Genomic DNA, 25689 nt, shown 5'->3' on the forward strand with positions numbered 1-25689 from the left:
CGGCGCCGTTTCAGCAGAAGGCTGAGACGCCGGGGGCTTTGCATGCATGGCGATCATATCCAGTCGATGAACCGTGACATACCGGCTTCTGCCGCTTGGAGTGATGACTTTATGAAGCAGGATGCGGCACCGCCTGCGGCAGACAGCGATACGGTCTCGACCGTTACCGATCGCCGGGCGCTGTTTGCGCTGCCGGGCCTTGTCCTGGCCGGCGGAGCGTTGCTCTGCGCGACGCTGACGCTCTTCATTCTGCTGGGTGTGACGCCGATCGACCCGACGACCCGCGTCGTCATCACTTCGGTCGTGGTAAATTCCTTCTTCGTGCTTGCACTGATAGCGCTGATCGGACGCGAAGTTGCGCGATTGCTCAAAGCGCGCACGCGCGGCCGCGCCGCTGCCCGTTTGCACATTCGGATCGTCGTCCTGTTCTCGATCGTCGCCATCACGCCGGCGATCCTGGTGGCGATCTTTGCAAGTATCACGCTGAATGCCGGGCTCGACCGCTGGTTCGCGCTGCGCACGCAATCCATCGTCAGTTCGTCGCGCAATATCGGCCAGGCCTACATGATGGAGAACGCCAGCTATCTGCAGGGCCAGACCATCTCCATGGCGAACGACCTGGAACGCAACCGGGTGCTTTACAACCTCGACCGCACGGGCTTCGGGGAGTTGATGACGCGTCAGGCGCGGGGCCGCGGGCTGCTGGGCGCATTCCTAGTTGAAAGCGACGGCACTGTCATCGTTCAGGCGGATATCAAGACCGAGAAGCCGTTACCCGCGATCCCGCAGGATGCCCTGCAGAAAGCCGCCGCCGGCCAGCCGACGCTCATTCCGCCGGGCGTAACCAACCTTGTCGGCGCCATCATCAAACTCGAGCAGATTCCAAGCGCGTTCCTCTACACCGTGCGCGCCGTCGATCCGAAGGTCATGGGCGCAATGCGCATGATGGAGGAGAATGCGACGGAATATCGCTCGATGGAGGCGGGCCGCGTCTCGCTGCAGATTGCGTTCGCGGTTCTCTATATCGGTTTTGCCCTGATCGTGCTGCTTGCGGCGATCTGGACGGCTATTGCCGTTGCCGACCGGATCGTCCGCCCGATCCGCCTGCTGATCACGGCGGCCGACAGCGTGGCGTCCGGCAACATGGATATCGTCGTGCCGGTTCATGCGGTCGATGGCGACGTTGCAAACCTGTCCCGCACGTTCAACAAGATGATTTCGGAAATCCGCACGCAGCGCGACGAGATTTTGGAGGCGAAGGACGAGGTCGACGACCGCCGCCGCTTCATCGAGGCCGTGCTGTCGGGTGTCACCGCCGCAGTGATAGGCGTCGAGAGCGACCGGCGGATCACCATCGTCAACAGTTCTGCCGAGACGCTGATGTCGCTGCCGGCGCGCGAGATGCTCGGGAAGCAGTTGAATGAAATTGCTCCCGAAGTCGATCAGGTGCTGACCGAAGCCGCATCGCGCTACCGCGGCGATTTCCGCAAGCAGATTGCCCTCGTGCGCGGCGGAACGGTGCGAACGCTGAGCGTGCAGGTCACGCGCGAGGAAGTTCGCGATACGAGCGATTCCTACGTGATCACCCTCGATGACATTACCGATCTCGTGATTGCGCAGCGCTCGACGGCCTGGGGCGACGTGGCAAGGCGCATCGCCCATGAGATTAAGAACCCTCTGACGCCGATCCAGCTCTCCGCCGAGCGCATCCAGCGCCGTTACGGAAAGCAGATCAATCAGGAGGATCGCACGGTCTTCGATCAGTGTACCGATACGATCATCCGGCAGGTTGGCGATATCGGCCGCATGGTGGACGAATTCTCGGCTTTTGCGCGCATGCCCAAGCCGACGAAGGAACAGACCGATCTGCGCAATATTCTTCGCGATGCCATCTTCCTGCGTGAGATGGGCAATACGCATGTGAGCTTCCTGCAGGAATTCGGCGACAAACCGCTGGAGGGCCAGTTCGACAGCCGCATGCTGGGCCAGGCATTCGGAAACCTGATCAAGAATGCGGTCGAATCCATTGAGGCTGTCCCGAGCGGCGAGCGCGATCAACGGAAGGTTCTCGTAAGGGCGTCGTTGGATGAGAGCCGCGACCGCTTCACGGTCGACGTCATCGACAACGGCCGGGGACTGCCAGTGGAAAACCGGCACAGCATCCTGGAGCCCTACATGACGATGCGGGAGAAGGGCACTGGCCTTGGCCTCGCAATCGTCAAGAAGATCATTGAAGAGCATGGCGGGCAGTTGGAACTGCATGATGCGCCCGCTGATTTCGACCAGGGAAGGGGGGCCATGATCCGCGTGCATCTGCCGCGTCTCGAGCCGGTTCCCGCCGCCCCGGCGTCAAATGACAAGGAAAGTGTGTATGGCCTCTGATATTCTCGTCGTCGATGATGAGCATGATATTCGCGAGATCGTCTCCGGCATCCTCTCTGATGAAGGACACGAGACGCGTACCGCGCATGACAGCGACAGCGCGCTCGCCGCGATTTCTGATCGCGCGCCGCGCCTGATTTTCCTGGATATCTGGATGCAGGGCAGCAAACTCGACGGTCTCTCATTGCTGGACGAGATTAAGACGCGCCATCCAGACATCCCGGTCGTCATGATTTCGGGCCACGGCAATATCGAAACGGCTGTTTCCGCCATCAAACGCGGCGCCTTCGATTTTATAGAAAAGCCCTTCAAGGCTGATCGCCTGATCCTGATTGCCGAACGCGCGCTGGAAAACTCGAAGCTGAAGCGGGAGGTATCTGAGCTGAAGCGGCGCGCAGGCGACGCCGTCGAACTGATCGGCACTTCGGTCGCGGTCTCGCAGCTTCGCCAGACGATCGAAAAGGTCGCGCCGACCAACAGCCGCATCATGATCTTCGGCGCATCCGGCTCCGGCAAGGAGCTGGTGGCGCGGATGATCCACAAGAAGTCGGCGCGCGCCAACGGGCCGTTCGTGGCCTTGAACGCTGCGAACATTACGCCGGACCGCATGGAAGTCGCCCTCTTCGGGACGGAAGGCTCCCCTGGCCAAGCGCGCAAGACCGGGGCGCTGGAAGAGGCCCACCGCGGCATACTCTATCTTGATGAAGTCGGCGAAATGCCGCGCGAGACGCAGAACAAGATCCTGCGCGTGCTTGTCGACCAGCAGTTCGAGCGCGTCGGCGGATCGAAGCGCGTCAAGGTGGATGTCCGTATCATCTCTTCGACGGCTTACAATCTGGAAAGCCGCATCGCCGAAGGCTGGTTCCGCGAGGATCTTTACCATCGCCTCGCGGTCGTCCCCGTTCGCGTACCGGCATTAGCGGAGCGTCGGGAGGATATCCCATTCCTTGTCGATCAGTTGATGCGTCAGATTTCCGAGCAGGCGGGCATCCGCCTGCGCCGTATCGGCGACGATGCAATGGCGGTGCTGCAGGCTCATGACTGGCCGGGCAACATCCGCCAGCTGCGCAACAATATCGAACGTCTGATGATCCTTGCACGCTCGGATGGCCCGGATGCACCGATCACAGCCGACATGCTGCCGACGGACCTCGGCGACATGCTGCCCAAGGTGTCTGCCAAGAACGACTACCACATCATGACGCTTCCGCTGCGCGAAGCCCGCGAGATGTTCGAGAAGGATTATCTGATCGCGCAGATCAACCGTTTTGGCGGCAATATCTCGCGCACCGCGGAATTCGTCGGGATGGAGCGCTCGGCGCTTCACCGTAAGCTGAAGTCGCTCGGCGTCTGATTGCTCCGGCGCAGTTTTCTGCGCCGGTTTCCCATTTCATTGCCTTAGATCCAGGTTTTCCATGCCGAGAATTTCCTATGTAAATGGCCGCTACGTGCCGCACGCCGATGCGATGGTCCATATCGAAGACCGAGGCTACCAGTTCGCGGACGGCGTCTACGAGGTCTGCGAAATACGTCACGGCTACATCGTTGATATCACGCGCCATCTCGATCGCTTGAACCGCTCGCTTGGCGAGTTGCGTATCGCCTGGCCGATGAGCCGCCAGGCGATGATCCATGTGATTCGTGAAACGGCGCGCCGAAACAAGGTACGCAACGGCCTGTTCTATCTGCAGGTGACGCGCGGCGTGGCGCGCCGCGACCATGTCTTTCCGGCCGAAGGCACCAAGCCTTCGCTGGTCATCACGGCCAAAAGCACCGATCCTGCGGTCATCGCGAAGAAAAACGCAAACGGCATCAAGGCGATCACCGTTCCGGACAATCGCTGGGATCGGGTTGACATCAAGACGGTCGGTCTTCTTTCGAATGCCTTGGTCCGCCAGCAGGCGAAGGAAGCCGGCGCCCAGGAGGCCATCTATGTCGATGCCAACGGCTGCGTGAAAGAAGGTGCCGCGACCAATGTCTGGATGGTCGACGCCGCCGGCACCTTGATCACGCGCCCTGCCGAACATGGCATTCTGCGCGGCATCACGCGCACGACACTGATGGATGTCGCGGTGAAGCTTGACCTCAGGATCGCCGAGCGGAACTTCACCGTTGCCGAAATGCTGGCGGCACGCGAGGTCTTCATCACGGCTGCCACAAGCATTTGTTTTCCCGTCATTTCCATCGACGGGCAGACGATCGCCAACGGTCATCCCGGTACGATCTCGCAGAATATTCGAGAAGCCTTTTTCGACGTTGCGGAAAAGATTGCGATTTGATACCAAGATTTGCTGGACGGAAGGGATGAGGGTTACCATCCGTCTTTCAGGAGAGGTTGATTAATATTCACCGGCCAGATCAAGCCGGCAATAAAGAAAGAAGCGGCGCGATGGCGGAACGTTCTCAGAATTTGCAGGACTTATTTCTCAATACTGTTCGCAAACAAAAGATTTCTCTCACAATTTTTCTCATTAACGGCGTAAAGCTCACGGGCGTTGTCACTTCTTTCGACAATTTCTGCGTTCTTCTTCGCCGTGACGGCCATTCGCAACTCGTGTATAAACACGCGATCTCAACGATCATGCCGGGTCAGCCCATGCAGATGTTCGAGAGCGAAGAAGCAGCGTCCTAACAGGGGCAGCAGTCATTTCGACACGCGATACCAGGAATGATTCCATCATCCCGGAGGCTCAGAGACTTCGGGATGATATGCGGGCAACCGTCGTCGTGCCTGTGCTCAAGCAGGCGCGGAGTAGGAGTGCGCCCATCGAAGGAGCTGCGACCCGCTCGCCGGAGAGCCGCCTGGACGAAGCGACCGGTCTCGCAGAGGCAATTGATCTGGATGTGGTCAACGGCGCGATCGTACCGATCTCAGAACCGCGTCCGGCCACGCTGCTTGGCACCGGCAAGATCGAGGAAATCAAGGCGCAGCTCGATGAGCATGATTCCGGCCTGGTGATCGTCGATCACCCCCTGACGCCGGTGCAGCAGCGCAATCTCGAGAAGGAGTGGAATGCCAAGGTCATCGACCGCACGGGCCTGATCCTGGAAATCTTCGGCCGCCGCGCCTCCACGAAGGAAGGCACGCTGCAGGTCGATCTCGCGCATCTGAATTATCAGAAGGGCCGTCTGGTCCGCAGCTGGACCCACCTTGAACGCCAGCGCGGCGGCGGCGGCTTCATGGGCGGCCCGGGCGAAACGCAGATCGAAGCCGACCGTCGTCTGCTGCAGGATCGTATCATCAAGCTGGAGCGCGAGCTGGAGCAGGTTGTGCGCACCCGCCAGTTGCACCGGGCCAAGCGCAAGAAGGTGCCGCATCCGATCGTGGCACTGGTGGGCTACACCAACGCCGGCAAGTCGACGCTCTTCAACCGCATTACCGGCGCAGGCGTGCTTGCGGAGGACATGCTCTTCGCCACGCTTGACCCGACGCTTCGCCGCATGAAGCTGCCGCATGGCCGGACCGTCATCCTGTCCGATACGGTCGGCTTCATCTCCGACCTGCCGACGCATCTTGTCGCCGCCTTCCGCGCAACGCTCGAAGAGGTGCTGGAAGCCGATCTGATCCTCCACGTCCGTGATATGTCGGATGCCGATAATCAGGCGCAGAGCGCAGACGTGATGCGCATCCTGAATGATCTCGGTATCGACGATGCCGAAGGCGCACGACGCATCGTCGAAGTCTGGAACAAGATCGACCGTCTCGAACCGGAAACGCATGATGCGATGGTGCAGAAGGTTGCAGGCGCCGAAAACGTGGTCGCTGTTTCGGCCATTAGCGGCGAGGGCATCGATCACCTGATGCAGGAAATCAGCAAGCGCCTTTCCGGGGTGATGACCGCGACGACGATTAAGCTGCCTTTGGGCAAGCTGGCGCTGCTACCCTGGCTTTACGAACATTCGATCGTCGACGGCCGCGAGGACAATGAAGACGGCACGGTGACGCTCGATGTAAGGCTCGCCGAAAGCGAAGCGGCCGAATTGGAACGGCGCATGGGCGACGGCCCGAAGCCGCAGAAGGAAGACTGGGAATAGCCAGACGCCTGACCGCTGATCACTTCTAAGCAAATTCGAGACCCGGTGTCCGTTGCGGATGAAAAGACGGTTCGGCGCGGAAGCTGTCGCAGTTTGGTGTCGCCTTGCCTCCTTGCCCTCATCCCTATGCCTGTCGAGGGGATCCAGCGCTCAAGTCCTTGGGTGCAGGAGACACTTCTCTAGTGGCATGTGAGTCATTCACCCCGCGCACCCGGTAGCTGGCGTCCTGTGAGGAGAGTATGGGATGGACGCTGGTGGCAAAGGGCAGGCATTCAGCGGATCCATACCGCAAAGGCGACGTAGGGGAGGTGATCCTTCGAAGCCTGCGGCTTCGCCTTCGCGCAGCTATGCCGAAGGCGGCAGATTCGACGAATGAGCGTCGACCCTCGACGCTAGCCGCGGAGATGTCATTCCCCCGCGACCGCACGCTCGATCGCCTTGGCGGCCTGCCAGATTTCCTCCATGCGCTCCAGCGTTGCCGCTTCCAGCGTTTCGCCATCTGCTTCAAGTGTTTTCTCGATGTGATTGAATCGCCGCCTGAATTTCGTGTTCGTGCCGCGAAGCGCCTGCTCGGGATCGGCCTGTACATGCCGGCCGATATTGGCAATGGCGAAGATCAGGTCGCCGAGTTCATCGCTGACCTTCGCGTGATTGCCCTCCTTGAGTGCGGCACGAAGCTCGCCGATCTCTTCCTCGATCTTGTCGAGGATGGGCTCTGGAGCCGACCAGTCGAAGCCGACCTTTGCGGCGCGTTCCTGTAGTTTCAGCGCTTCTGTGAGCGCGGGAAAGCTCCGCTGCACGGAACCAAGAAAGCCTGCTTTGAAATCTTCGGAAACGCCGCGCCTTGCGCGCCTTTCGGCACGTTCGTGTTTCTCCGCCTGCTTGATCTCGTCCCATTGCTTCTTGACGAGTTCCGGCGTGTCGGCATCGGATCGCGCGAAGACATGCGGGTGGCGGCGGATCATCTTGCGCGTGATGGCTTCGACGACGTCGCCGAAGGTGAATTCGCCGGCTTCCTCGGCCATACGGGCATGGAAAACGACCTGCAGCAGCAGGTCGCCAAGTTCCTCGCAAAGATCGTCCATGTCGTTGCGTTCGATCGCATCGGAGACCTCGTAGGCTTCCTCGATCGTGTAGGGCTTGATCGTTTCGAAGGTCTGGACGATGTCCCAGGGGCAGCCGGTTTCGGGATCGCGCAGTGCAGCCATGATCTCGATCAGGTGCGAAATGTCTTTTGAAGCTTCCATGATATCTCAGTTCAACGGGATGGCATTGGCGTCTTTGGACACCTGATAGATGTCGGACAGCGCATCGTAGCGGGCCTTGATGCTGGCGGCCTGCGCTTTGAGATCGGTTTTCAGCTGTTCGTCCTCGGTTTCGATGAGGTCGGCGATCGCAAAACTGTTCCAGAACGCGTTGTGGCGGCGGTATCCGCCCGGTTCGAGGCCGAAGACCTCCTTCAGAATCTTCAGATCATGCGGGATGGCAAAGCTGTCGCGCGAATCCTCATGGCTGAAGAAATAGTAGAAATTATCGAAACCCGCCCAGGTGATCGCCGACATGCACATGCTGCAGGGCTCGTGCGTCGAGAGAAAGATGAGATCCTTGGTCGAGGGCTTGTCGGAGAGCTCGTAAAAGCGCTTCAATGTGTGGACTTCGCCATGCCATAGCGGATTTTCGAGTTCGTTGTTCGTTTCCGCGACGACCAGCGCCAGGTCGGATTTTCGCAGGATTGCCGCGCCGAAGACCTTGTTGCCTTCGGAAACGCCGAGTTCCGTGATCGGCAGGATATGATTCTCGATGACTTCGAGAAGTCGGGAGGCAATCGTCTTTTCCGGCATGGTGTTCTCCTGTTTCTTGCAGTTTACCGATTGCCGCCGAGAAGCGGAATGCATGATCCCGCCGAATCTGCGCATTTGTCACCAGCTTATGATGCGCTGCAGCAGCATTTTCAAACGACCGGGCGACTTTTCTCAAATCCTTGAGAAGGCGAGCAAAAGAATACGCGCTCAGCGGAGCTTTCGAATTTCTGTTTCTTCAATCCGTTGACCGTAAAAGGCATAGTCGGCCAACTTCGAAGTGGAATGATAATGCCGTCCAGCAACGAACAGCTATCGGTGTTTCCCGCATTCTTCCGTGTGGAAGGGCGGATCGCAGCCGTTTTCGGCAATGGAGACGAGGCCTTCGCAAAGGCGCGCCTGCTGCTGAATACGCGCGCCCGCATTGTTGCTTATACGGACCATCCCGAGGCTGATTATCATTCGTTCCTGATTTCCAATCGCATCGAAACGGTTCGTGGTGCTTTCTCGCCCGAGCAGGTGGATGGTGCGACGCTTGTTTTTGCTGCAACCGGTAATGCTGCCGAAGATCGCGCGGTCGTGGAAGCGGCCCGGGCGGTCAGAATTCCGGCCAATGCAGTCGACCAGCCGGACTATTGCGATTTCTTCACCCCCGCTCTCGTCAATCGCGCGCCGGTCGCCGTTGCGATCGGCACGGAAGGTGCCGGTCCGGTGCTTGCCCAGATGATCCGTGCCCAGGTCGATCAGTTGCTTTCGCCATCGCTCGGCCGCCTGGCCGATCTTGCGACGAGCTACCGCGGGACCGTCGAACATCTCGTTCCGCGCGGCGTCGCCAGAAGGGTCTTCTGGCGCCGTTTCTTCTCTGGTCGAGTGGCGGACGCCGTTGCAAACGGCAATCTTCCCGAAGCGCGGCGTGCCGCAAACGGCCTCCTGCGCCCGACGGAAAAGGTTGACGGCCGCGTCTGGCTCGTCGGTGCCGGTCCTGGAGCCGAAGATCTGCTGACCTTGCGCGCCCAGCGCGTGATGATGGAAGCCGACGTCATCGTTTTCGATGCGCTGGTGCCGCAGGCGATCGTCGATATGGGCCGCCGCGATGCCGAGCGCCTTTCGGTCGGCAAGCGCAAGGGTTGCCATTCGAAATCGCAGGAAGAGATCAACGATCTGCTTGTCCAGCTTGGACGCCAGGGCAAGCGCGTCGTGCGCCTGAAATCCGGCGATCCGCTGGTCTATGGCCGGGCAGGGGAAGAGATGGCGGCGCTGCGTGCCGCGGGCATCGGCTACGAGGTCGTTCCGGGCATCACTTCCGCTTTCGCCGCCGCGGCCGATTTCGAGCTGCCGCTGACGCTGCGCGGCGTTGCCTCGTCGCTGGTCTTCACGACCGGGCATGATCTGACCGGCGACGTGCTGCCCGATTGGGCAAGCCTTGCCGTGTCCGGCGCGACGATCGCCGTCTATATGGGACGTACCGTCGCAGCCTCGGTCTCCGAGCGGCTGATGAGCGCCGGGCTTCCCGCCGAGACGACCGTTGCCGTCGTCGAGAATGCCAGCCGTGCGGACCGTCGCCTACTGCACGGCATTCTGCGCGATCTTCCCGACTTGCAGCATCGTGACGAGTTGACCGGACCGGTCATGGTCATTATCGGCGATGCTGTCGCAGGCGCCAATTTCGAACTGTCCGAGCCACTGGTGCGCCATGAGGCGACCGCGCCGGAATTTGCAAGGAGCTGAACATGGTCGACAAGGTTCTGACCGCCAACAGGCTGACGGACGGCGTGGCCGTCTGGCTTGACGCCGGCGGCGAATGGGTAACCTCGCTGCAGGATGCGCTCGTCGCCCGCCATGCCGAGGCCGTGACGGCTCTGGAAGAGATCGGAAAGAAATCCTATGCCGACAACAAGGTCGTTGACGTTGCCGTCATCGAAGTTCAGGAAACCAACGGAGTTCTATGGCCACTGCGCCTCCGCGAGCGCATCCGCGCCCAGGGCCCGACCATGGAATATGCGCCGGGCTACAAGCCGGCCGATCCCGAATTCATTGCAGTCTGAGGAAGCTGATGTACCGTTACGACGAATTTGACCACGCCTTTGTCGCCGAGCGCGTCGAGCAGTTTCGCGACCAGGTCCAGCGCCGTCTGTCCGGTGAGCTTGCCGAGGATGCGTTCAAGCCGCTGCGCCTGATGAACGGCGTCTATTTGCAGCTCCATGCCTATATGCTGCGCATCGCCATCCCCTACGGCACGCTCTCCTCGCGTCAGATGCGCATGCTCGCCCATATCGCCCGCACCTACGACCGCGGCTACGGCCACTTCACGACCCGCCAGAACCTGCAGTTCAACTGGCCGAAACTCTCCGACATGCCGGACGTGCTTGCCGAACTTGCGACGGTCGAGATGCATGCCATGCAGACCTCCGGCAACTGCATTCGCAATGTCACGGCGGATCATTTCGCTGGTGCCGCCGCGGACGAAGTCGCCGACCCGCGTCCCTATGCGGAAATCCTGCGCCAGTGGTCGTCCGTACATCCGGAATTCTCGTTCCTGCCGCGCAAGTTCAAGATCGCCGTCACCGGCGCCGAGCGCGACCGCGCGGCGATCCAGGTCCACGATATCGGCCTGCATCTGAAGAAGAACGACAAGGGCGAGATCGGCTTTGCCGTTTACGTCGGCGGCGGCCAGGGCCGCACGCCAATGGTCGCCAAGCTGATCCGCGACTTCCTGCCGGAAGAGGACCTGCTGTCCTACACGACCGCGATCATGCGCGTTTACAATCTGCACGGCCGCCGCGACAACAAGTACAAGGCGCGCATCAAGATCCTCGTGCACGAAACCGGTGCCGAGGAACTGGCGCGCCAGGTCGAGGTTGAGTTCGTGCAGCTCAAGGATACCGAGCTCAAGCTGCCGGAGAAGGACGTCCAGGCGATCGCCGCCTATTTCGCGCCGCCCGCGCTGCCGGAACGCGCCGAAGGCTGGGAGAACCTTGCCCGCTGGAAGAAGGCCGATCCGGCATTTGCCCGCTGGGTGCAGCAGAATGTAGCGCCGCACAAGAACCCCGATTACGGCATGGTGACGATCTCGCTGAAGCCGATCGGCGGCATCCCGGGTGATGCCTCTGACGCGCAGATGGATGCCGTTGCCGACATCGCCGAGGAATATGCCTTCGACGAAATCCGCGTGAGCCATGAACAGAACCTCATCCTGCCGCACGTGGCGCTGGGCGATCTGGAAGCCCTCTATCGCGGCCTGGTCGCGGCTGGTCTGGAAACTGCCAATGCCGGCCTCATCACAGATATCATTGCCTGTCCGGGGCTGGACTATTGCGCGCTCGCCAATGCGCGCTCCATTCCGGTTGCGCAGGAGATTTCCAAGCGATTTGGCGATCCGGCGCGTCAGGCGGAGATCGGCGAACTGAAGATCAAGATCTCAGGCTGCATCAACGCCTGCGGGCATCACCATGTCGGCCATATTGGCCTGCTCGGCGTCGAGAAGAAGGGTGCCGAACTCTATCAGATCACGCTTGGCGGCTCCGGCGACGAACACACCTCGATCGGCGAGATCATCGGCCGCGGCTTCGAACCGGACAAGGTGACGGACGCGATCGAGACGATCGTCGATACCTATCTAAGCATCCGCCGGGACCCGTCTGAAACCTTCCTTGCAGCTTATCGCCGCGTCGGTCCGCAGCCTTTCAAGGATGCGCTCTATGGCGCGGCTGCGGAAGCGGCATAAGGAGGGATGATGACGAAGATTTGGAGAGAAACCGGTTTTGTCGCCAACGATCCCTGGGTGATCGAGAGCGATGAGGTGAAAGCGACCGAAGATCAGAAGCCTTTGCTCGGCCTCGACGATCTGATCGCCAGGGCCGGAGAGAGCAACGATGTCGGGCTTGGTGTGCTCATCAAGCCCGCCGACGACGTCCGCAAGCTCGAGCCTCACCTCGATCGCCTCGATATCATCGCCGTTGCTTTTCCGGCATTCAGCGACGGCCGTGCCTTCAGCCATGCTTCACTGCTGCGCGAGCGACTGGGTTATGCCAACGAATTGCGGGCGGTAGGCGATGTGCTGATCGACCAGATCCCGTTGATGCTGCGCGTCGGGATCGACAGCTTCGCCGTGACCAATGAAACGGCAATCAAGCGCCTTTCCGAAAACCGGCTGCCCGGAATTCCCCATCATTATCAGCCGGCTGTGCGTGACGCGGAGGTCGGCAAGGGCTATAGTTGGCGCCGTCAGGCGAAGCCGGCGGCATAATGCCGGCTCGCCGTCTCTGGTGACGGAAGCGATGCAATGAAACATTTCGAAGTGGCGGTGATCGGTGGCGGTCTCGCCGGCATGGTGGCCGCGATCGCACTCGCCCGCGGCGGCCGCAGCGTGGCGCTGATTGCCCCTCCCGCCGCGACCGAGGACCGGCGCACGACGGCGCTGATGGATCAGTCTATCCGCTTCCTCGATCGCCTGACGCTCTGGGAAAAGCTGAAGCCCGAGACCGCGCCGCTGAAAAGCATGCGCATCATCGACGGCACACATCGCCTGCTGCGTGCACCAACCACGACGTTCCGCTCGGTCGAAGTCGGGCTCGATGCCTTCGGCTACAACTTCCCGAACAAGGCTTTGACCGACGTGCTCGAGGCGGCGGTCGCCATCGAAGGCAATATCAAGCGCTTCACTGCTTTTGCTGACAGCATTGATATCGGCGAGAATGCCGTTTCCATTATGCTGGCGGGCGGCGAGATGCTGTCTGCAGATTTTGCTGTTGGCGCCGACGGTCGCAAGTCGAAGCTTAGGGAAAAATCCGGCATTGGTGCACGCAACTGGTCCTATCCGCAGTCGGCAATGGTGCTGAATTTCAGCCACTCGCTGCCGCACGAAAACACCTCGACGGAATTTCACACCGAATGCGGCCCCTTTACCCAGGTGCCCTTGCGCGGCAACCGCTCTAGCCTGGTCTGGGTACAGGATCCGTCGGATGCCGCCGCTGGTCTCGAATTGTCGCTTGCCGAATTGAGCAATGGCGTCGAGGAGCGGATGCAGTCGCTGCTCGGCAAGGTGAGTGTCGAGGAAGGCGTCCAGATTTGGCCCCTTTCGGGCATGATGGCGCACCGCTTCGGCAAGGGCCGGATGGCGCTGATCGGGGAAGCCGCGCACGTCTTCCCGCCGATCGGGGCGCAAGGCCTCAATCTCAGCCTGCGCGATATTATGGCGCTGACGGATATTCTCTGCGACCGGCCCGAACTGCCGATACCAGCCGATTCGGGCGATCGGTTCGACCGTAGGCGCCGCGCCGACATCATGACGCGAACGGTCAGCGTCGATTTGCTGAACCGCTCGCTTCTCTCGGGTTTCCTGCCGGTGCAGATGCTGCGCGCCGCGGGCCTCCACATCCTCTCGGCGTTTCCGCCGCTACGCAGCGTCGTCATGCGCGAAGGCATCGAGCCGGGCCGCGGATTGCGGGATATTCCTACTGCCTTGCGGGAAAAGTTCAGCCGGAAGAAAGGCTGATCTGATCGCGATCTGTACGGCGGCTTACTCTTTGCAGGCTATGATGTGCTGCCTTCAGCCGATCCGCATCAGGATCGGAAAGGTCTGCTGGAACCAAATGGCAATATCGCTGACGAAACCGAAGATGAAGGCGAGCCCCGTGAGCACGAGGAAGCCTCCCATGATCTTTTCGATTGTGCCGAGATGGCGGCGGAAGCGCGCCAGAAATTTCATGAAGGCACCGGAAAAGCCGGCGGCGATCCAAAAGGGAATAGCGAGGCCGAGCGAATAGACGGCGAGGAGCCCCGCGCCGGAGCCGACGGTCTCGCGCGATGCCGCAACCCCCAAAATGGCGCCGAGCACCGGCCCGATGCAGGGCGTCCAGCCGAAGGCGAAGGCAAGTCCCATGATATAGGCGCCTGTCAGCGTCGCCGGCTTGCCGCCGCTCTGGAAACGGGCCTCGCGCGCGAAAAGCCCAATTCGGAAGACACCGAGGAAGTTCAGCCCCATGATGATGATGATGAGGCCGCCGACCTTTGCCAGAAGATCCAGATGCTGGCGCAGCAGCATTCCGATGCTGGAAGCGCCGGCGCCGAGCGCGACGAAGACCGTGGCGAACCCGAGCGTGAAGAACAGCGCCGAAAACAGCACTCCGCGCCGGACATCGGGCGCAACCGCAACAGCATTGCCGCCCCGGAACTGCTCGACGGATATGCCCGCCATGTAGCAGAGATAGGGCGGAACGAGGGGAAGCACGCAGGGAGAGAGAAAGGAGAGGGCACCCGCAAGCAGGGCGCTCAACAGGGAAATATCGGCAATCGACACGCATTCTCTCCGGCTGCAATCTGGCGGATGTTTAGCGCCGCAATCCACCGAATGCCAATCACCTTTTCGAGCCCCGGCAAGAAATATGCCTAACGCGGCGAAAAAGGGAGATTTTTCGGTTGACCACAATAGGTCGCCTGCATATGTTCCGCGCACTTCCGGCCGGGGGCTGTTTTGAGTTCAAGGCGTCAAGGGAGAGCGTAGCTCAGCTGGTAGAGCAACTGACTTTTAATCAGTAGGTCATGGGTTCGAGCCCCATCGCTCTCACCAAAAAATCCAGCAAAAGCAATAAGTATTGTTTCAGATCTGAAACGATTTCAGTTACGAATCGCCTCGGGGGAAAATCTGGGGGAAAGTTGGCTTCACGTCTCCCCGACAATCTGGCATTCTCTGCCGCATGCCAGCGCCATCGAAAGCCCGACTCCGGCCGACTCTTGTCGAGAATCCGTATTTTTCCCGCGCCCATCCAGCCGATTCGAAGAACCCTCGCTCCATTCCGGCGATGGTCAACGTTCGCGAAAGCGCAATCACGACGCTCGCTTCGCGCGGTGTACTCGATGCGGCCCAGGTCGCCGCTGCTGATCGTTTCCGGGCGCTCTTTGAGGCTATGGGCGGCAAGGGTGCTGGTGCTTTGATTACGGTCGCGAGCATGTCGACGGCGGCAAGGCGCGCGATCCGATTTCCGAGCGGCAGGCGAACGCGGGCAAGGAACTTGCCAGATGCCGGGCGCTGCTCGGCGTCCGCATCTATGGGCTCGTGTCTGCGGTCTGCGGTGAAGGCTTTGCGCTCACTGAACTCCTGGCGAGCAAGGGCGCTGACATGCTCCGCATGGGGCTGAACGATCTTGCCGGCCTCTGGGGCATTGCAACCCGGCGATAAAGCCGCGGTTTGCCTCCTGCGCGCGCCGTCAGCGCGTTTTCCGGGCTTCCTGAGGAAAGATGCCGCCTGGAGGAAATGAGCGCCCTATGCCCCGGGAGAGGCGGGCACTTTCTTATGTGTGAGGCCGATATCTCCGGCACTTGGCGCTTCCAACGCGGAAGCGCTACGGCCTTGGTTGGGAGCGCGAACCTCGCCGCGCTCTTGCGCAGTATACGTCAGCCAGCCGCCGCCTGGGACCTGCTGGTCCTTTGACAAGCCAGCGTTTTCCGCCGCCTGCCGTTGGGAAATCAAAGTAGGGGTGACCCCACTTTGTTTCTGCGCATTAGCGGGCCGTGCGTCGAATTCCTTCAGCAGTTCGCCGGCTCGCCGCCGCGCTCGATTGCGTGAAGCTGGATTTTCCGCAATTCGGTAACCGATGCCACCATAAGCACTTGTCAGTTTTCTCTCTTTCACTGAAGTTGTGGCTGGCAACGTTTGAACTGTGGGGAGCACATGATTCAGCTGCGGTTTGAGGACATTTTCTTCTATCTGTTGGCAGGGATTCTCGCGATGATGGTAGCGCTTATGGCGCCCTATGTGTTTCGTTATAAGTCCATCAACGAATTACCGAAGTGGGTGCTAATCCGGCTGACGCTGACAATTTTTCCACTCGTGTTCGCGTTCCTTCTGATCGCGATGAAGGCCAGCGAACTGCATTTGAAAGGGCCGCCCCAGTTCCCTTGAACGTGCGTAACGTAACCCACAATGGTCGCTTTGGGGGCGTGACGCGACCGTGACCGAGGTCTCAAATGCGGCATGATCGGTCACTGGTGATCTTAGGCTGTGGACGAGGCACCTTCGAGGTTAAAAGGTTGCGAAGGGTTAGCGGGGCGAGACGATGGGGCAACCTATTCATGATCAAAGAGCTTCAAGGGAGGTTACCGTCCTCAAGATTGTACTCCCGTTGGCCGCTGTAGCGGTCTTCGTGTTCATCGGGGGCCTCTATCTTTGGCGACTGCATAATTTCTCCAGCACTGTCGCAACTATAGAGGCAGTCTGGCAGGAAAAGCGCCAGACACGAGGGGGCTAACGGTTGTTACTTTCGGGGAGCTAACTTTTACGAGGATCACGGCGGACGGGAAGCCTGTGTCCTGCAGACATTCCTTCGAGATCGGTAAGCCAAGCGACAAGTTCAAAATTGGCGATAGACTGGAAATCATCCCGGCAACCGGTACATGTCAGCGAGTTGATATTGTCGGACGAAGCGATGCTGGGGCCTGAGCGTTACGGCCTGGCCTGTGGCGCCGTTGAGAGATAGCCCTGGTTCAACTTCGTCGACTGTGCTGACGAAGTTCTCTTGTCTTGATGGCCTTCCGGGTCCGCCATCGCCGCGACAAGCCCGCTGGCCGTTGTTCCTGTGGCGGCGCTCATTGGCCGACCAAAACTGTTCTACAATTTCTAGGACTTGCTCAAATCGGAAGGACAAATTTAACTTGCGCAATGTATGTATCGTGCAGCTAATACATAGGGCGAATCAAATGTTTGTCGTGTCGATACTTGATGGTGGGGACGAGCGAAACTTCCTTGCGACAGGTCTGACATTCCAAGGCGAGTCTGTGTTCATAGATGCTGCCGGGGTAAAGCATCGATTTCGGCGTGCCGACATCTTGGAAGTCCTTCCGGTCTACGATGCTGAAGCGTGCCGTGATTTGCCGCCGCGTTGGTGCGGTTTGGCCCGGCCTTGCGACGTGATGCCTGAGAGGGCAACCCTGCAATGACCCCGGCTTCGTCGCGTATCTCTTTCACCTTGGCAGCGGTGAATATTTCCCCGGCCTCGACGCGTTCGTTGATAAGCGCCTGAACGTCGGGTTCGGTTTTCGCGATTTCAGCAAGGGCGCGTGGGGTAATGTTTGCACATTGCGCAAACAATTCAGGATTGACGGATTTTGATATCTCAATCGCCTGATACGCGAAGCGCTGTGGAATGCCGGGAAGCCGGGACGCAGCCATCCGGTAAACCCGCCCTTGTCGCGCCGGTATTTGAAAAGCTCTTGCGCGGCGTCGACTAGCGCTAGCCCACACATTTTAACCGCCTGTCTCATTCTTCTCGACCAAGGCCGGTTCCTGCTGCATTGGTTCCTCATAGTGATTGATGAACGCTTGGTGCTCATCGACCGACGCATTGATTACCGCCCTAGCGTCAGTCCCGAAGTAGTCGTGGATGATGGAGGAGCCGCGCACAAGAATGCCGATGAAGCTGCTTAGGGTGGATGCGAGGCCTTCTGCCTCTGGCTGATCGAAGATGACAAGCTCCAAATTTTCTCCTTCGACGCGCAGATGCCGATTGGTGAGGGCGCGGATGTTGTTGTGCGTCTCATTGCACAGGCTGTTGTAGACCGAGCGATAAATGTCCTCCATGCCCGCGCGGCGGAACCGCTCGTAGACACTTAGCGGAGGGGTCAACGACAGTGCGTCAAGATCAACCCTATGCTGTGCCAGCAATGCGGCGGCCTCTGGGTTGTTCTCGAAACCCTGCAAAAACGGGTTGCCCCCTGCAACGCCATGCTGCGCAAGCTTTATCCATCCGGTCGAGTTCTGCACGGTTATTGACAGCATCATCATCGCTCGCTGTCTTCGGTTACGACTAGCGCCTCTTCGGTCACGCTAAATTCCAGATCGCCTTCGCCAATCGCCAAGGCGGCGGCGTCGAGCGCGATAATCGTGTTTTCGGCAATCGTCGGCGCTGTCAGCCACGCCATGCTCGCAACGCCAGGCGCGGCGAGAACAGCGCGAATTCTGACTTCCTCGCGGGACAGAAAAACCAAATCGGACGCGCCGGGAACGGCGGCTGCCAGAACGCCGAGATCGGCGGCGATTCCTGCCGCGCCGGTTTCAGCGGAAGCGGGCAAGGGCGCAACGTTGGAAAGCAAGCCTGCGGGCGTTGCCCCGGCGGCGGCGTTGGCGGAAAGCAGGGCAACATCGACCATGGCCATCACGTCGGCGGCGGTAACGGCGCGCACGAGATTTTCAAAAGTTTCCCCGGTCGCCGCGCCATTTCGCGGGTGTAGGTCGAGATAATCCCGATTTTTCCGGGGGCGGCGCTTCCCGCAACGAGCCTGCCCTTGCGAACGGGAATTTCCGAGCTTTCGCCAATGAAGCCGCCGCAATATCGTCCGGCGCTGCGCTCGGAAGCGTTACGGCTGAATTGCCACTGAAACTTAGCCGCAACGTTCCGGGGCGGCGGGCAAGCTGCGAAAAGGCGCTTAACGGTGATAAAATCGCAACCGGCCCAATCGCGTGATCGGCAAGCTCGGTGGCCCAACCAGCAACCGTTGTTTGAGCCGGGGCGGTTGCGGCTTTGAGAACGGCGCTCGGATTGGCGGCGGTTTCGAGAACGCTTCTCGCGACCGCTTCCGGGAAATTGGCTTCGACGTAGGTTTGGAAATTCTGCTTGGCTACCCGCGCCTTCAGCGAAGCCGCCATGGCCCGGATGATTTGCGCGGCGGGATCGGGTGACCGGCCCTGCCGGTTTCCCTGCCGTAGCCCAGCAATCTGCCTTTGCGCGGAATGCCGACCGATTTTGCGTGTTCAATCCGGCGGTCGAGATCGAGATATTCGGCTCGTGAAATGGCGTCAGACATAAAAAATGCCCCTTAAAGATTGAGGGGCGTCATCGATCGAAATTCGTGCCGTCCCGTCGGCCCGTCCCAAGGAAGAATTGCCTGAAACTGTATCATCATCTCCCCGCTTTGGCCAGCAGTATGCAATTATAGCATAGCTAAAGGAAGTCAGAGAATGTCAATGGAGGGTTGCATCCGATGGCGTTTCGGTTGGAAGGAACCCCGAATAATTTTTCAGCGGGTTCTCGCAAAAGGAAGAGGGGGCGGTCAGGAACCGGGTATGGCCTACTTTTCGAACTCACCGCCCCGGGATGCAACCGTCCCGCGTATTTGACCAAGCGTGTGGCATTTAATTGCCGCCGCCTTAGGTTTTTAGCCATACTAAATGTGCATATCTCATCAGCAGTACGGTGACCGCGATCTAGACCGAACGCCGCGAGAGTGGGCGTGGCCTTGGCTGGCGATCAAGTGGGGCGGCGGTATTGCGCCAATTCCAGTCATTGACAGCAGGTGCAACAAATGGCCGGATTCGACCCTTCTCAGACCTTGCCGCGGAGAAGTTGACGACAAGTCCAGACCCCGTTGCGGTCGTTCAGTGCCCATCGTAGCACGACGCTGTGCATTGCCTCGGAGGCCCACGCATCCTCCATCCGACGGAAGGCTACTCCATTTGAGCGAGACACGCGGAACGTGGCTCGGCGCGCTAATTGTGGTATCTTAGTTGAAGAGGCAGTTGCTCATGCGTCGGCTACGGCATGAGCTTGGAGGGGTCCGGGGCATCGGCGATCGAAGATGCAGCCTCGTCCCAGGCGCTGTCGCAGCCAATCGGGCTGACTTACGACCGCACGCTTGATCTCGATCTGGGGAACAGGCGCTCGGTGAAACCACACACGTCTCGAGCGCAAGCAGGTCGCCTCTAAATCTGCGGCGGCGCTGAGCATCGGCTTGGATCCATCGCTCGCACCATGGAGGAACCAATGAAACCCACAATCGCGGCATGCGCCGCAGCGATGACACCTGTCAAAACAGCGCTTCTCTCCGGATTACTCCTGGGCTTAGCTCCTGGAGTCGTCCTCGGACAGCCGATCGAAAAGAAGGGGACCACGCCCTATGTCACGCATTTCGTTTTTCGGCCTTTGATGAGCATTGACATTCCCGGAGTCGGTACGGCCACCGCGCTGGAGGCGGTCGGGACCACCGAAAATATGAAGGGAGAGGCGATGCTCGACAAGATGTCAGCACATTGCACGGCGGTAAGTGTTGCTTCGGGCGACAAGAACTACATTGATGGCGCTTGTGTGCTGGCCGATCGGGACGGCGACAAGATCTTCTCGACCTTCGATACACGCGATCTCGACAAGTCGCAGCCGGAAATGGATTGTGGCACCCATATTATCACCGGCGGCACCGGCAAGTACGCGGGCATCACGGGGCGTGAGCCCTTTGCTTGTATAGCGATGCCTGCGCTGGCTGGTCCCGGCGGCTATACTGCGATGGACATCCCGCATAACACGACGTGGGAGATCAAATGACAGGAACCTTGATGTCCTATCGCAAACTCGGCGGCCGACAACCGGTCCCAACAAGGTTGAATGAGAGCCCGGCCCGACAGCCGGGCTTTTTTCTGCACGGGATCAATGGCTGATGAAGCACAGTAGACCTAGCACAAGAATCTTTGGGACGTCCTCAGCCTTGCCCTGCAAATCGCAGGGGCCATTGGGGCGTCAATGTCCGTTCGTTGTTCATCTGCGTCATTCACCTGGCTCGAACAGATGACCACTTTCCACCCATTGCTGCCATTCGATCTGACGCGGGCGAACGGCAGCAATTGGGCCGTAAGCTGCTGTACTACCGAATACAGCGGGCGCGGACGCTGCATTGAACGATTTCGGGGGAAGCAACCAGGGCGCAAAACTGGAGGAACTGAACCATGGATAACGACGTGGAATTGCTGAACGCCAGGAGCGCGCCGCCCGACGACGTGGCGAAGCTGAACGCCAAAATTGCCAATCTCAAAGCCAATCTGACCGAAGCCAAGGATGAGATTGCCAGCCTTTAAAATCGATCTGGAGATTGCCGCCGAAGACGCCGGAAAGGGTGAGGAAGGGCACTACAAGCTTTTGCGACAGATCGGTGGGTTCGAGCCCCATCGCTCTCGCCAAAAATTTACCAGCGAAATCAGATATTTACCGCCATCCCTGGATGGTTTTGCTGGCGGAATCATGAGCCGAAATTGCCTATTTTTCGGCGTTTTACGGCACACGTGCCAGGTACCGGCACATGATTTGGCACACGGCACACGTTTATGCGAGTTCCTCTGAGATTCTCTCGAATGCATCTTTGTGATTCTCGCTAGGGAAGCGGTGCCCGTAGCAGTCCATCGTGATAGCGTGGGATTGCGTGCCCCGGCGTTGCCAAAGCCCGCGAGCAACTGGTCTGCAGAGATTGCCGACAACCGACAAGAAATCCGCCCAACGATCGGCGAACTGATGACCGCCGCGGAAGGTGCCAGCCGACGTTCGAAAGAGATGTAAAAACCGGCGAGCGCGTTTCTCTTGGCTCACTCAAGTCTCTGGGTGGTCGATTGGTCGAATGGGCAGTGACGAAAAGGGCCGCAAAATCCGGCCAGGTGATCGTGTAGCACCGGCAGGTGGAGAAAAGTCTGCACCGCAATCCTAACCGATCCGTCCTACCTATGCTGGATCCGCTTACGGGCGTCGAGGAAAGTAGACGGCTATTGCTCAGATTGGGCATCGACGGTGGCGTACCGTTCGAGAATCTGCCGGTTCCTGCAACGAGGTGCGAGGACGCGGTAGCAAAAGGCGCGGGCTTCCTGGGTGGTGTATCATGTCCTACGGGTAACACGTCCAGCGGCGCCCAGTTTTGGGAGCCCCCGAAGTCAAACAAGGCGAAGCGGCAGCCGTGATCGAAGAAGTTGCCGGCCGAGGCACACTCAAATCAATCGGCATCCGGCTTGGATACGCCGAAGAATACGCTGACCGGGCTGGCAAGGCTGCGCTAGCTGGCAAGGCTGCGTTAATTGAAGCTGCCAGAACTCTGACAGCGGCCAACGATAACGAGAAAGTTGCAAACCGCGTGCCAAAACGTGGCGCAATCCGACGTATAGGTATGAAAGAGGCCGCCATTGCGCGGCCCTCTCCATTTGGGGCGCTGTCGATCCGCAGACGTTCAAACTCGCGTAGATCGCTGGGACTGTCCTGGGACTGTCCCGAACCCTACCGCCACCGCGGCTCTCGTGGTGCGTTGTGCAGCAATTCGCTGGCGGACGCGAATGGTCCAAACAATTGTAGCAGTCGAGCCTCTTCCTCCTCCTTAAGTCGGCGCCGTTTGGAGAAATCCTTGACCGACCAAACACGGGTCGTGGTTCCGGTGCCGACGTTATTCGGTTCAACTCGCTGCATACGTTACTCCTCCCATACAGTTGGGGAGACCTATACCAAAGTATAATTTAGAAATAAATAAAATAAGATGTGTTGGCGCCTTTTTTTTGCGTCGTGGACGCATCCCAGGCGCGCCTCCTCCGCGACAGGTGATCTGCGGCAGGTCGAGCTTTCAATGCAGGCTCCCTGCCGCTTTTGATTGCTCTATCCCTAGCCGAGCCACGGCAGAGGTTCATGTTCTAGAACGCAAAGATCTGCCTCGCGGATTTATGGGCGCAACCGACGCTCATCGCCAAAATTGAATACTGCGCCTGGACGCCTGACGGAAGCTCTGGCATGCGTCTTATAAGGGATTGCGGGAGGCCGAGGAGAATGCCGCGATTTATGACGGTGCTCTCCCAATTGCTAACTCGTAATAGGGCAGTTGTGTCGCATTTATCAGGCGTGCCTTCAGCTTGTTTTCGAGCGGTAAACACGGATGATCACTCCCCGAAGACCAACCAGCATAGGTGTGTCGCCAAATCATGAAGCCGAAGCTTATCGAGACCCGCCCGAGCTTATAGCCTTCCATGCTTGTCAAAGTCAGAGCGCAGCTGTCCACTTCACCAGTTGGCGGCTTTTTCTTGTGTGTCACGCGCCGACATCAACTCAAAAAAAGACCGCCTCGATCTGCGAGGCGGTCAACGCGGATTCGATATCCGCCGACCACGGTGAGAAAGGTGGAGAGACACCGAAGTCGATAGCAGCTTGGCACCGCTGATCGCCTCACTGGGGGTGTTCAGGCGATGGCGCACCTTATCGCTAGCCCGCGCCTTGCGAAATTATACATAGGTTGCCTCAAGCTGGACTCGCGTATGTGTCTTCGTGCGGCGCGGGTGGCTTACCGCTATGCGGAGAAAGTGCCGATTCTAACCCGCCAAAGAGCCGGTTCAATCAAGAACAAGCTCCTATAACAATATCAAACACTTCGGTTGGAAATGGCTCCCCGGGCTAACTTGGTAAACGGGTACACAATGCTCTCTGGAGCGCACAATGTTCTCATGAATAAGAACGAACTTAAGAATGTGTCCGCCCTTGGCTTGTCGCCAGTTTCCCTGGCGAAACTGCTGGAGGTAACACCACGCGCAATCAGCTCTGTCCGGCCCAGCGTTTTAGCTGGAATGTCGACGTGAAGGCGACGATGGGATCTGAGTGTGGATGTTGGCTACATCGACGCTCAAACGAAGCTTGGCCCTACTAAGGCCAAGCACACGTTCATGCGGTCCTTGCCTGAGTAGGAAAGTAGGAAAATCGCAGAGAGGGCGCTTGCACCCTCTGCCCCTCCGTTGGCACATAATTGGCACACAAAGCGCTACAGACCCTTTAGAGCAATGAAAGAAGGCCTGACTTTTAATCAATAGGACATGGGTTCGAGCCCCATCGCTCTCACCAAAAAACTCAATAACTGGTGAGATTCAAATCTTTGGTGACTGCTCCAGTCGCCACGGAATACCCACGGCAAGCTGGGCCTCGTATCATGCGCGGGCGTGTGAACCCATACGCTGTCGATTTTGAGCTGAGCGCGGACCCGCCGCTTTACTGACTGCGGCTGATGGAAACATCCGCCGGAAGGCGCTTCACGTACGCGGCGCAGGCCGGGAAGGTGCATGACACGCTCTACGAAACGGCAAAGTGGCGTCGGGAAGAGGTGCGCATCAGCCACCCCGGAGCACCGTGGGCAGCGAACGACAATCACTCCGCAGCGAAAGGCGCTGCATAGCGGCTCGAATCTCGTTCGATAGCGTCCAGAGAGTTCATCAAGTCGACAAAATCACAGGCCTCGGCCCAAGACATGCCACTCACCTTCACGTCACCAAGCGTGGCAGGCTCCATCGTGAGCCCGTCCACAACGAGCCACTTGTCATCGACTTCATGTCGAAGATTGAAACGTCGCATCGCAAAGTCTCCAAACGGTGAATCGCGGTACCATATTTTAGGATGGATGAATATAGGAAAGTTAACGGCTGTTAACGATAGTATCGGGACCAGCAAAGCCCCCGGCCAGCCTCTCGCTGAGCGCACGCCTGAAGAACATGCGGAAGGAGACGCCAGGGTCATTGCCAGGATCGATGGAGTCAAAAGGCTGGCGAGTTTGGTTCTTTGCTAGGGCCATTGGTAGCGCGGTTCGAAGAAGCAGCCATTCACGGTTCCACACTCGAGGAGGTCGGGACGATGTCGGGCGCTACAAGCTCGCGTTCGGCAATGGCTGTCGATCGCTCGGTAGTGCACATGGCGCTGGTGACGATCCGATATAGAACAGATTCAGAAGCCGTTATCGAGCGGCCTTCTCCTTTTGGGGCACCCCGTCGCGCTCAAGGTAAACCAAGCAAAATGACGCAGGACGCGCCTCATACCCATGTCGCACGGATTACCGCCACTTCGGTGCCCGTTTGGCGTTGTGCATGAGTTCGAATGCAGTCGCGAATGGACCAAACAGCTGAAGTAGTCTCGTTTCTTCTTCCTCGTCCAATCGATGCCGCGCGCAAAATTCCGTCACCGACCAGACCTTCGTTGCCATATTGGAATCTGCATTTTCCGGCTCAACGCGTTCCATGGAAATCCTCCCGCCTCATGGGGGAACACTATCGAAGTCTAATTTAGAAGCAAATGAAATGATAATGCAGCGCGATTTTTGTTGCGCCGCATGCCGTCACCTGGCGCGCCTCAAGCCTGTGCTCGGCGCTGGCAGCGTATCACCAAGATCTGTTAGCATTGCGCCGGTTAAACCTCGACAGTTTTGGCGCTGCCGGACAGCGCGTTATTGCGTCTGTGCGCTCTGCCTCTCGAGATCGGCAAGAAACCACTGGCGCAGGCACAACTCAAGGAATTGTGACCGATCTGCACTGTTGGACTGTTATAGGCGCCACCTGGCACTTCGAAACTTTATTCTGGACCGGGACGAAGCATGCGTGTGGCGCAACCGGCAAGGCGGTGAAGAATGACGCCAGAGGAAATTATGAAGGCCGTCCTTTTCTTCCTGACCGTCTCCGTCGCCGGCTGCGCTGCCAGTCCGGCGTTGGCGACTTCGGCCCGGTCTTCGAACCAGCCGACATCGTCTCGACCGCCCGCGACAGCAATGTCTTCAGGCTGACTGCCGCGTCGGCGCCGTCTGCATATCAACTGGGCGAACGGCACGGCTAAGGTGGCAATCTTGACCGCGTTCAAGTCGTTCAGGCGATGGGATATCCAACGATATGGCCGAACAGGCGTCGTGCCGACCTCAATATTACATCACCTAGCGAAGGTTGAGGGCCGTG

The 25689-nt window shown here is 59.1% G+C and carries 23 protein-coding genes, 1 tRNA gene and 1 pseudogene; 15 read left to right on the plus strand and 10 right to left on the minus strand.

Annotated elements, in window-relative coordinates; translation table 11 throughout:
* The first annotated feature begins 111 nt into the window (after positions 1 to 111).
* The 5 genes from A3C3_RS0115585 (at position 112) to hflX (ending at position 6417) form a co-directional block, all read left to right on the plus strand.
* Complete coding sequence (locus tag A3C3_RS0115585; protein WP_028739684.1) at positions 112 to 2382, plus strand: sensor histidine kinase NtrY-like; 2271 nt, start codon at positions 112 to 114, stop codon at positions 2380 to 2382.
* Entirely contained in the window at positions 2372 to 3736 is a 1365-nt protein-coding gene (ntrX, locus tag A3C3_RS0115590; RefSeq protein ID WP_022715522.1) for a nitrogen assimilation response regulator NtrX, read from the plus strand. The genes A3C3_RS0115585 and ntrX overlap by 11 nt, the downstream gene beginning before the upstream one ends.
* A 61-nt stretch (positions 3737 to 3797) precedes the next feature.
* On the plus strand, positions 3798 to 4661 hold the full coding sequence (locus A3C3_RS0115595; RefSeq protein ID WP_022715523.1) for a D-amino-acid transaminase: 864 nt from the start codon (positions 3798 to 3800) through the stop codon (positions 4659 to 4661).
* A 110-nt stretch (positions 4662 to 4771) separates the two neighbouring features.
* A complete protein-coding gene (gene hfq / locus A3C3_RS0115600; RefSeq protein ID WP_003539403.1) occupies positions 4772 to 5014 on the plus strand; it encodes an RNA chaperone Hfq in 243 nt (80 codons plus the stop codon).
* A 77-nt stretch (positions 5015 to 5091) separates the two neighbouring features.
* Positions 5092 to 6417, plus strand: a complete 1326-nt coding sequence (gene hflX, locus A3C3_RS0115605) for a GTPase HflX (protein WP_022715524.1) — start codon at positions 5092 to 5094, stop codon at positions 6415 to 6417.
* A gap of 407 nt (positions 6418 to 6824) precedes the next feature.
* On the opposite strand, the gene mazG is transcribed toward hflX, so the two are convergent.
* Positions 6825 to 7664, minus strand: a complete 840-nt coding sequence (mazG, locus tag A3C3_RS0115610) for a nucleoside triphosphate pyrophosphohydrolase (RefSeq protein ID WP_022715525.1) — start codon at positions 7662 to 7664, stop codon at positions 6825 to 6827.
* Positions 7665 to 7670: 6 nt separating this feature from the next.
* Entirely contained in the window at positions 7671 to 8258 is a 588-nt protein-coding gene (locus A3C3_RS0115615) for a nucleoside deaminase (protein WP_028739685.1), read from the minus strand.
* A gap of 249 nt (positions 8259 to 8507) precedes the next feature.
* Here A3C3_RS0115615 and cysG point away from each other — a divergent pair, with 249 nt between their 5' ends.
* Genes cysG through A3C3_RS0115640 form a run of 5 tightly spaced genes read left to right on the plus strand, consistent with a single transcriptional unit; the run spans position 8508 to position 13710 of the window.
* Positions 8508 to 9944 carry a siroheme synthase CysG gene (gene cysG, locus A3C3_RS0115620; RefSeq protein ID WP_028739686.1) on the plus strand — a complete coding sequence of 479 codons (1437 nt, stop codon included), beginning with the start codon at positions 8508 to 8510 and terminating at the stop codon, positions 9942 to 9944.
* A 2-nt stretch (positions 9945 to 9946) separates the two neighbouring features.
* Positions 9947 to 10261: a DUF2849 domain-containing protein gene (locus A3C3_RS0115625; RefSeq protein WP_022715528.1), complete on the plus strand. Its 315-nt coding sequence runs from the start codon at positions 9947 to 9949 to the stop codon at positions 10259 to 10261.
* Between the two features lie 8 nt (positions 10262 to 10269).
* Entirely contained in the window at positions 10270 to 11940 is a 1671-nt protein-coding gene (locus tag A3C3_RS0115630; RefSeq protein ID WP_022715529.1) for a nitrite/sulfite reductase, read from the plus strand.
* 9 nt (positions 11941 to 11949) lie between these two features.
* On the plus strand, positions 11950 to 12462 hold the full coding sequence (locus A3C3_RS0115635) for a DUF934 domain-containing protein (RefSeq protein ID WP_028739687.1): 513 nt from the start codon (positions 11950 to 11952) through the stop codon (positions 12460 to 12462).
* A 36-nt stretch (positions 12463 to 12498) separates the two neighbouring features.
* Complete coding sequence (locus tag A3C3_RS0115640) at positions 12499 to 13710, plus strand: UbiH/UbiF family hydroxylase (protein ID WP_022715531.1); 1212 nt, start codon at positions 12499 to 12501, stop codon at positions 13708 to 13710.
* A 54-nt stretch (positions 13711 to 13764) separates the two neighbouring features.
* Here the strand turns inward: A3C3_RS0115640 and A3C3_RS0115645 are convergent, their stop codons facing one another.
* Complete coding sequence (locus A3C3_RS0115645) at positions 13765 to 14514, minus strand: cytochrome c biogenesis CcdA family protein (protein WP_022715532.1); 750 nt, start codon at positions 14512 to 14514, stop codon at positions 13765 to 13767.
* A gap of 194 nt (positions 14515 to 14708) precedes the next feature.
* On the opposite strand from A3C3_RS0115645, the gene A3C3_RS0115650 reads away from it, so the two are divergent.
* Positions 14709 to 14784: transfer RNA gene (locus tag A3C3_RS0115650), tRNA-Lys, on the plus strand.
* A gap of 1101 nt (positions 14785 to 15885) precedes the next feature.
* Positions 15886 to 16116: a hypothetical protein gene (locus A3C3_RS0115665; RefSeq protein ID WP_022715535.1), complete on the plus strand. Its 231-nt coding sequence runs from the start codon at positions 15886 to 15888 to the stop codon at positions 16114 to 16116.
* 876 nt (positions 16117 to 16992) lie between these two features.
* Here A3C3_RS0115665 and A3C3_RS0115675 read toward each other — a convergent pair.
* The 4 genes from A3C3_RS0115675 to A3C3_RS45280 all read right to left on the minus strand — a co-directional run bounded on the left by A3C3_RS0115675 (position 16993) and on the right by A3C3_RS45280 (position 19013).
* On the minus strand, positions 16993 to 17382 hold the full coding sequence (locus A3C3_RS0115675; protein ID WP_022715537.1) for a hypothetical protein: 390 nt from the start codon (positions 17380 to 17382) through the stop codon (positions 16993 to 16995).
* A 75-nt stretch (positions 17383 to 17457) separates the two neighbouring features.
* On the minus strand, positions 17458 to 17994 hold the full coding sequence (locus A3C3_RS0115680; RefSeq protein ID WP_022715538.1) for a DUF5677 domain-containing protein: 537 nt from the start codon (positions 17992 to 17994) through the stop codon (positions 17458 to 17460).
* The gene (locus tag A3C3_RS0115685; protein ID WP_022715539.1) at positions 17991 to 18392 is read right to left on the minus strand and encodes a hypothetical protein; all 402 of its coding nucleotides are present in this window, start codon (positions 18390 to 18392) and stop codon (positions 17991 to 17993) included. Before A3C3_RS0115685 ends, A3C3_RS0115680 begins: the two co-directional genes overlap by 4 nt.
* A gap of 447 nt (positions 18393 to 18839) precedes the next feature.
* Positions 18840 to 19013, minus strand: a complete 174-nt coding sequence (locus tag A3C3_RS45280; protein ID WP_022715541.1) for a hypothetical protein — start codon at positions 19011 to 19013, stop codon at positions 18840 to 18842.
* A gap of 956 nt (positions 19014 to 19969) precedes the next feature.
* Here A3C3_RS45280 and A3C3_RS0115700 point away from each other — a divergent pair.
* Both A3C3_RS0115700 and A3C3_RS47930 read left to right on the plus strand, forming a co-directional pair.
* A complete protein-coding gene (locus tag A3C3_RS0115700) occupies positions 19970 to 20524 on the plus strand; it encodes a hypothetical protein (protein ID WP_022715542.1) in 555 nt (184 codons plus the stop codon).
* A 398-nt stretch (positions 20525 to 20922) separates the two neighbouring features.
* The gene (locus A3C3_RS47930) at positions 20923 to 21051 is read left to right on the plus strand and encodes a hypothetical protein (protein ID WP_022715543.1); all 129 of its coding nucleotides are present in this window, start codon (positions 20923 to 20925) and stop codon (positions 21049 to 21051) included.
* Positions 21052 to 22228: 1177 nt separating this feature from the next.
* Here the strand turns inward: A3C3_RS47930 and A3C3_RS47055 are convergent.
* On the minus strand, positions 22229 to 22414 hold the full coding sequence (locus A3C3_RS47055) for a hypothetical protein (protein WP_084796967.1): 186 nt from the start codon (positions 22412 to 22414) through the stop codon (positions 22229 to 22231).
* Between the two features lie 246 nt (positions 22415 to 22660).
* On the opposite strand from A3C3_RS47055, the pseudogene A3C3_RS48965 reads away from it, so the two are divergent.
* Positions 22661 to 22809 (plus strand): annotated as a pseudogene (locus A3C3_RS48965) (ATP dependent DNA ligase); the annotation flags it as partial.
* Between the two features lie 1315 nt (positions 22810 to 24124).
* Here A3C3_RS48965 and A3C3_RS0115715 read toward each other — a convergent pair.
* On the minus strand, positions 24125 to 24328 hold the full coding sequence (locus A3C3_RS0115715) for a hypothetical protein (RefSeq protein WP_022715545.1): 204 nt from the start codon (positions 24326 to 24328) through the stop codon (positions 24125 to 24127).
* Between the two features lie 472 nt (positions 24329 to 24800).
* A complete protein-coding gene (locus A3C3_RS46110) occupies positions 24801 to 24986 on the minus strand; it encodes a hypothetical protein (RefSeq protein ID WP_022715546.1) in 186 nt (61 codons plus the stop codon).
* Positions 24987 to 25689 lie beyond the last annotated feature (703 nt).

The organism is Rhizobium mongolense USDA 1844 (genome assembly GCF_000419765.1).
GTDB classification, from domain to species: Bacteria; Pseudomonadota; Alphaproteobacteria; order Rhizobiales; family Rhizobiaceae; genus Rhizobium; species Rhizobium mongolense.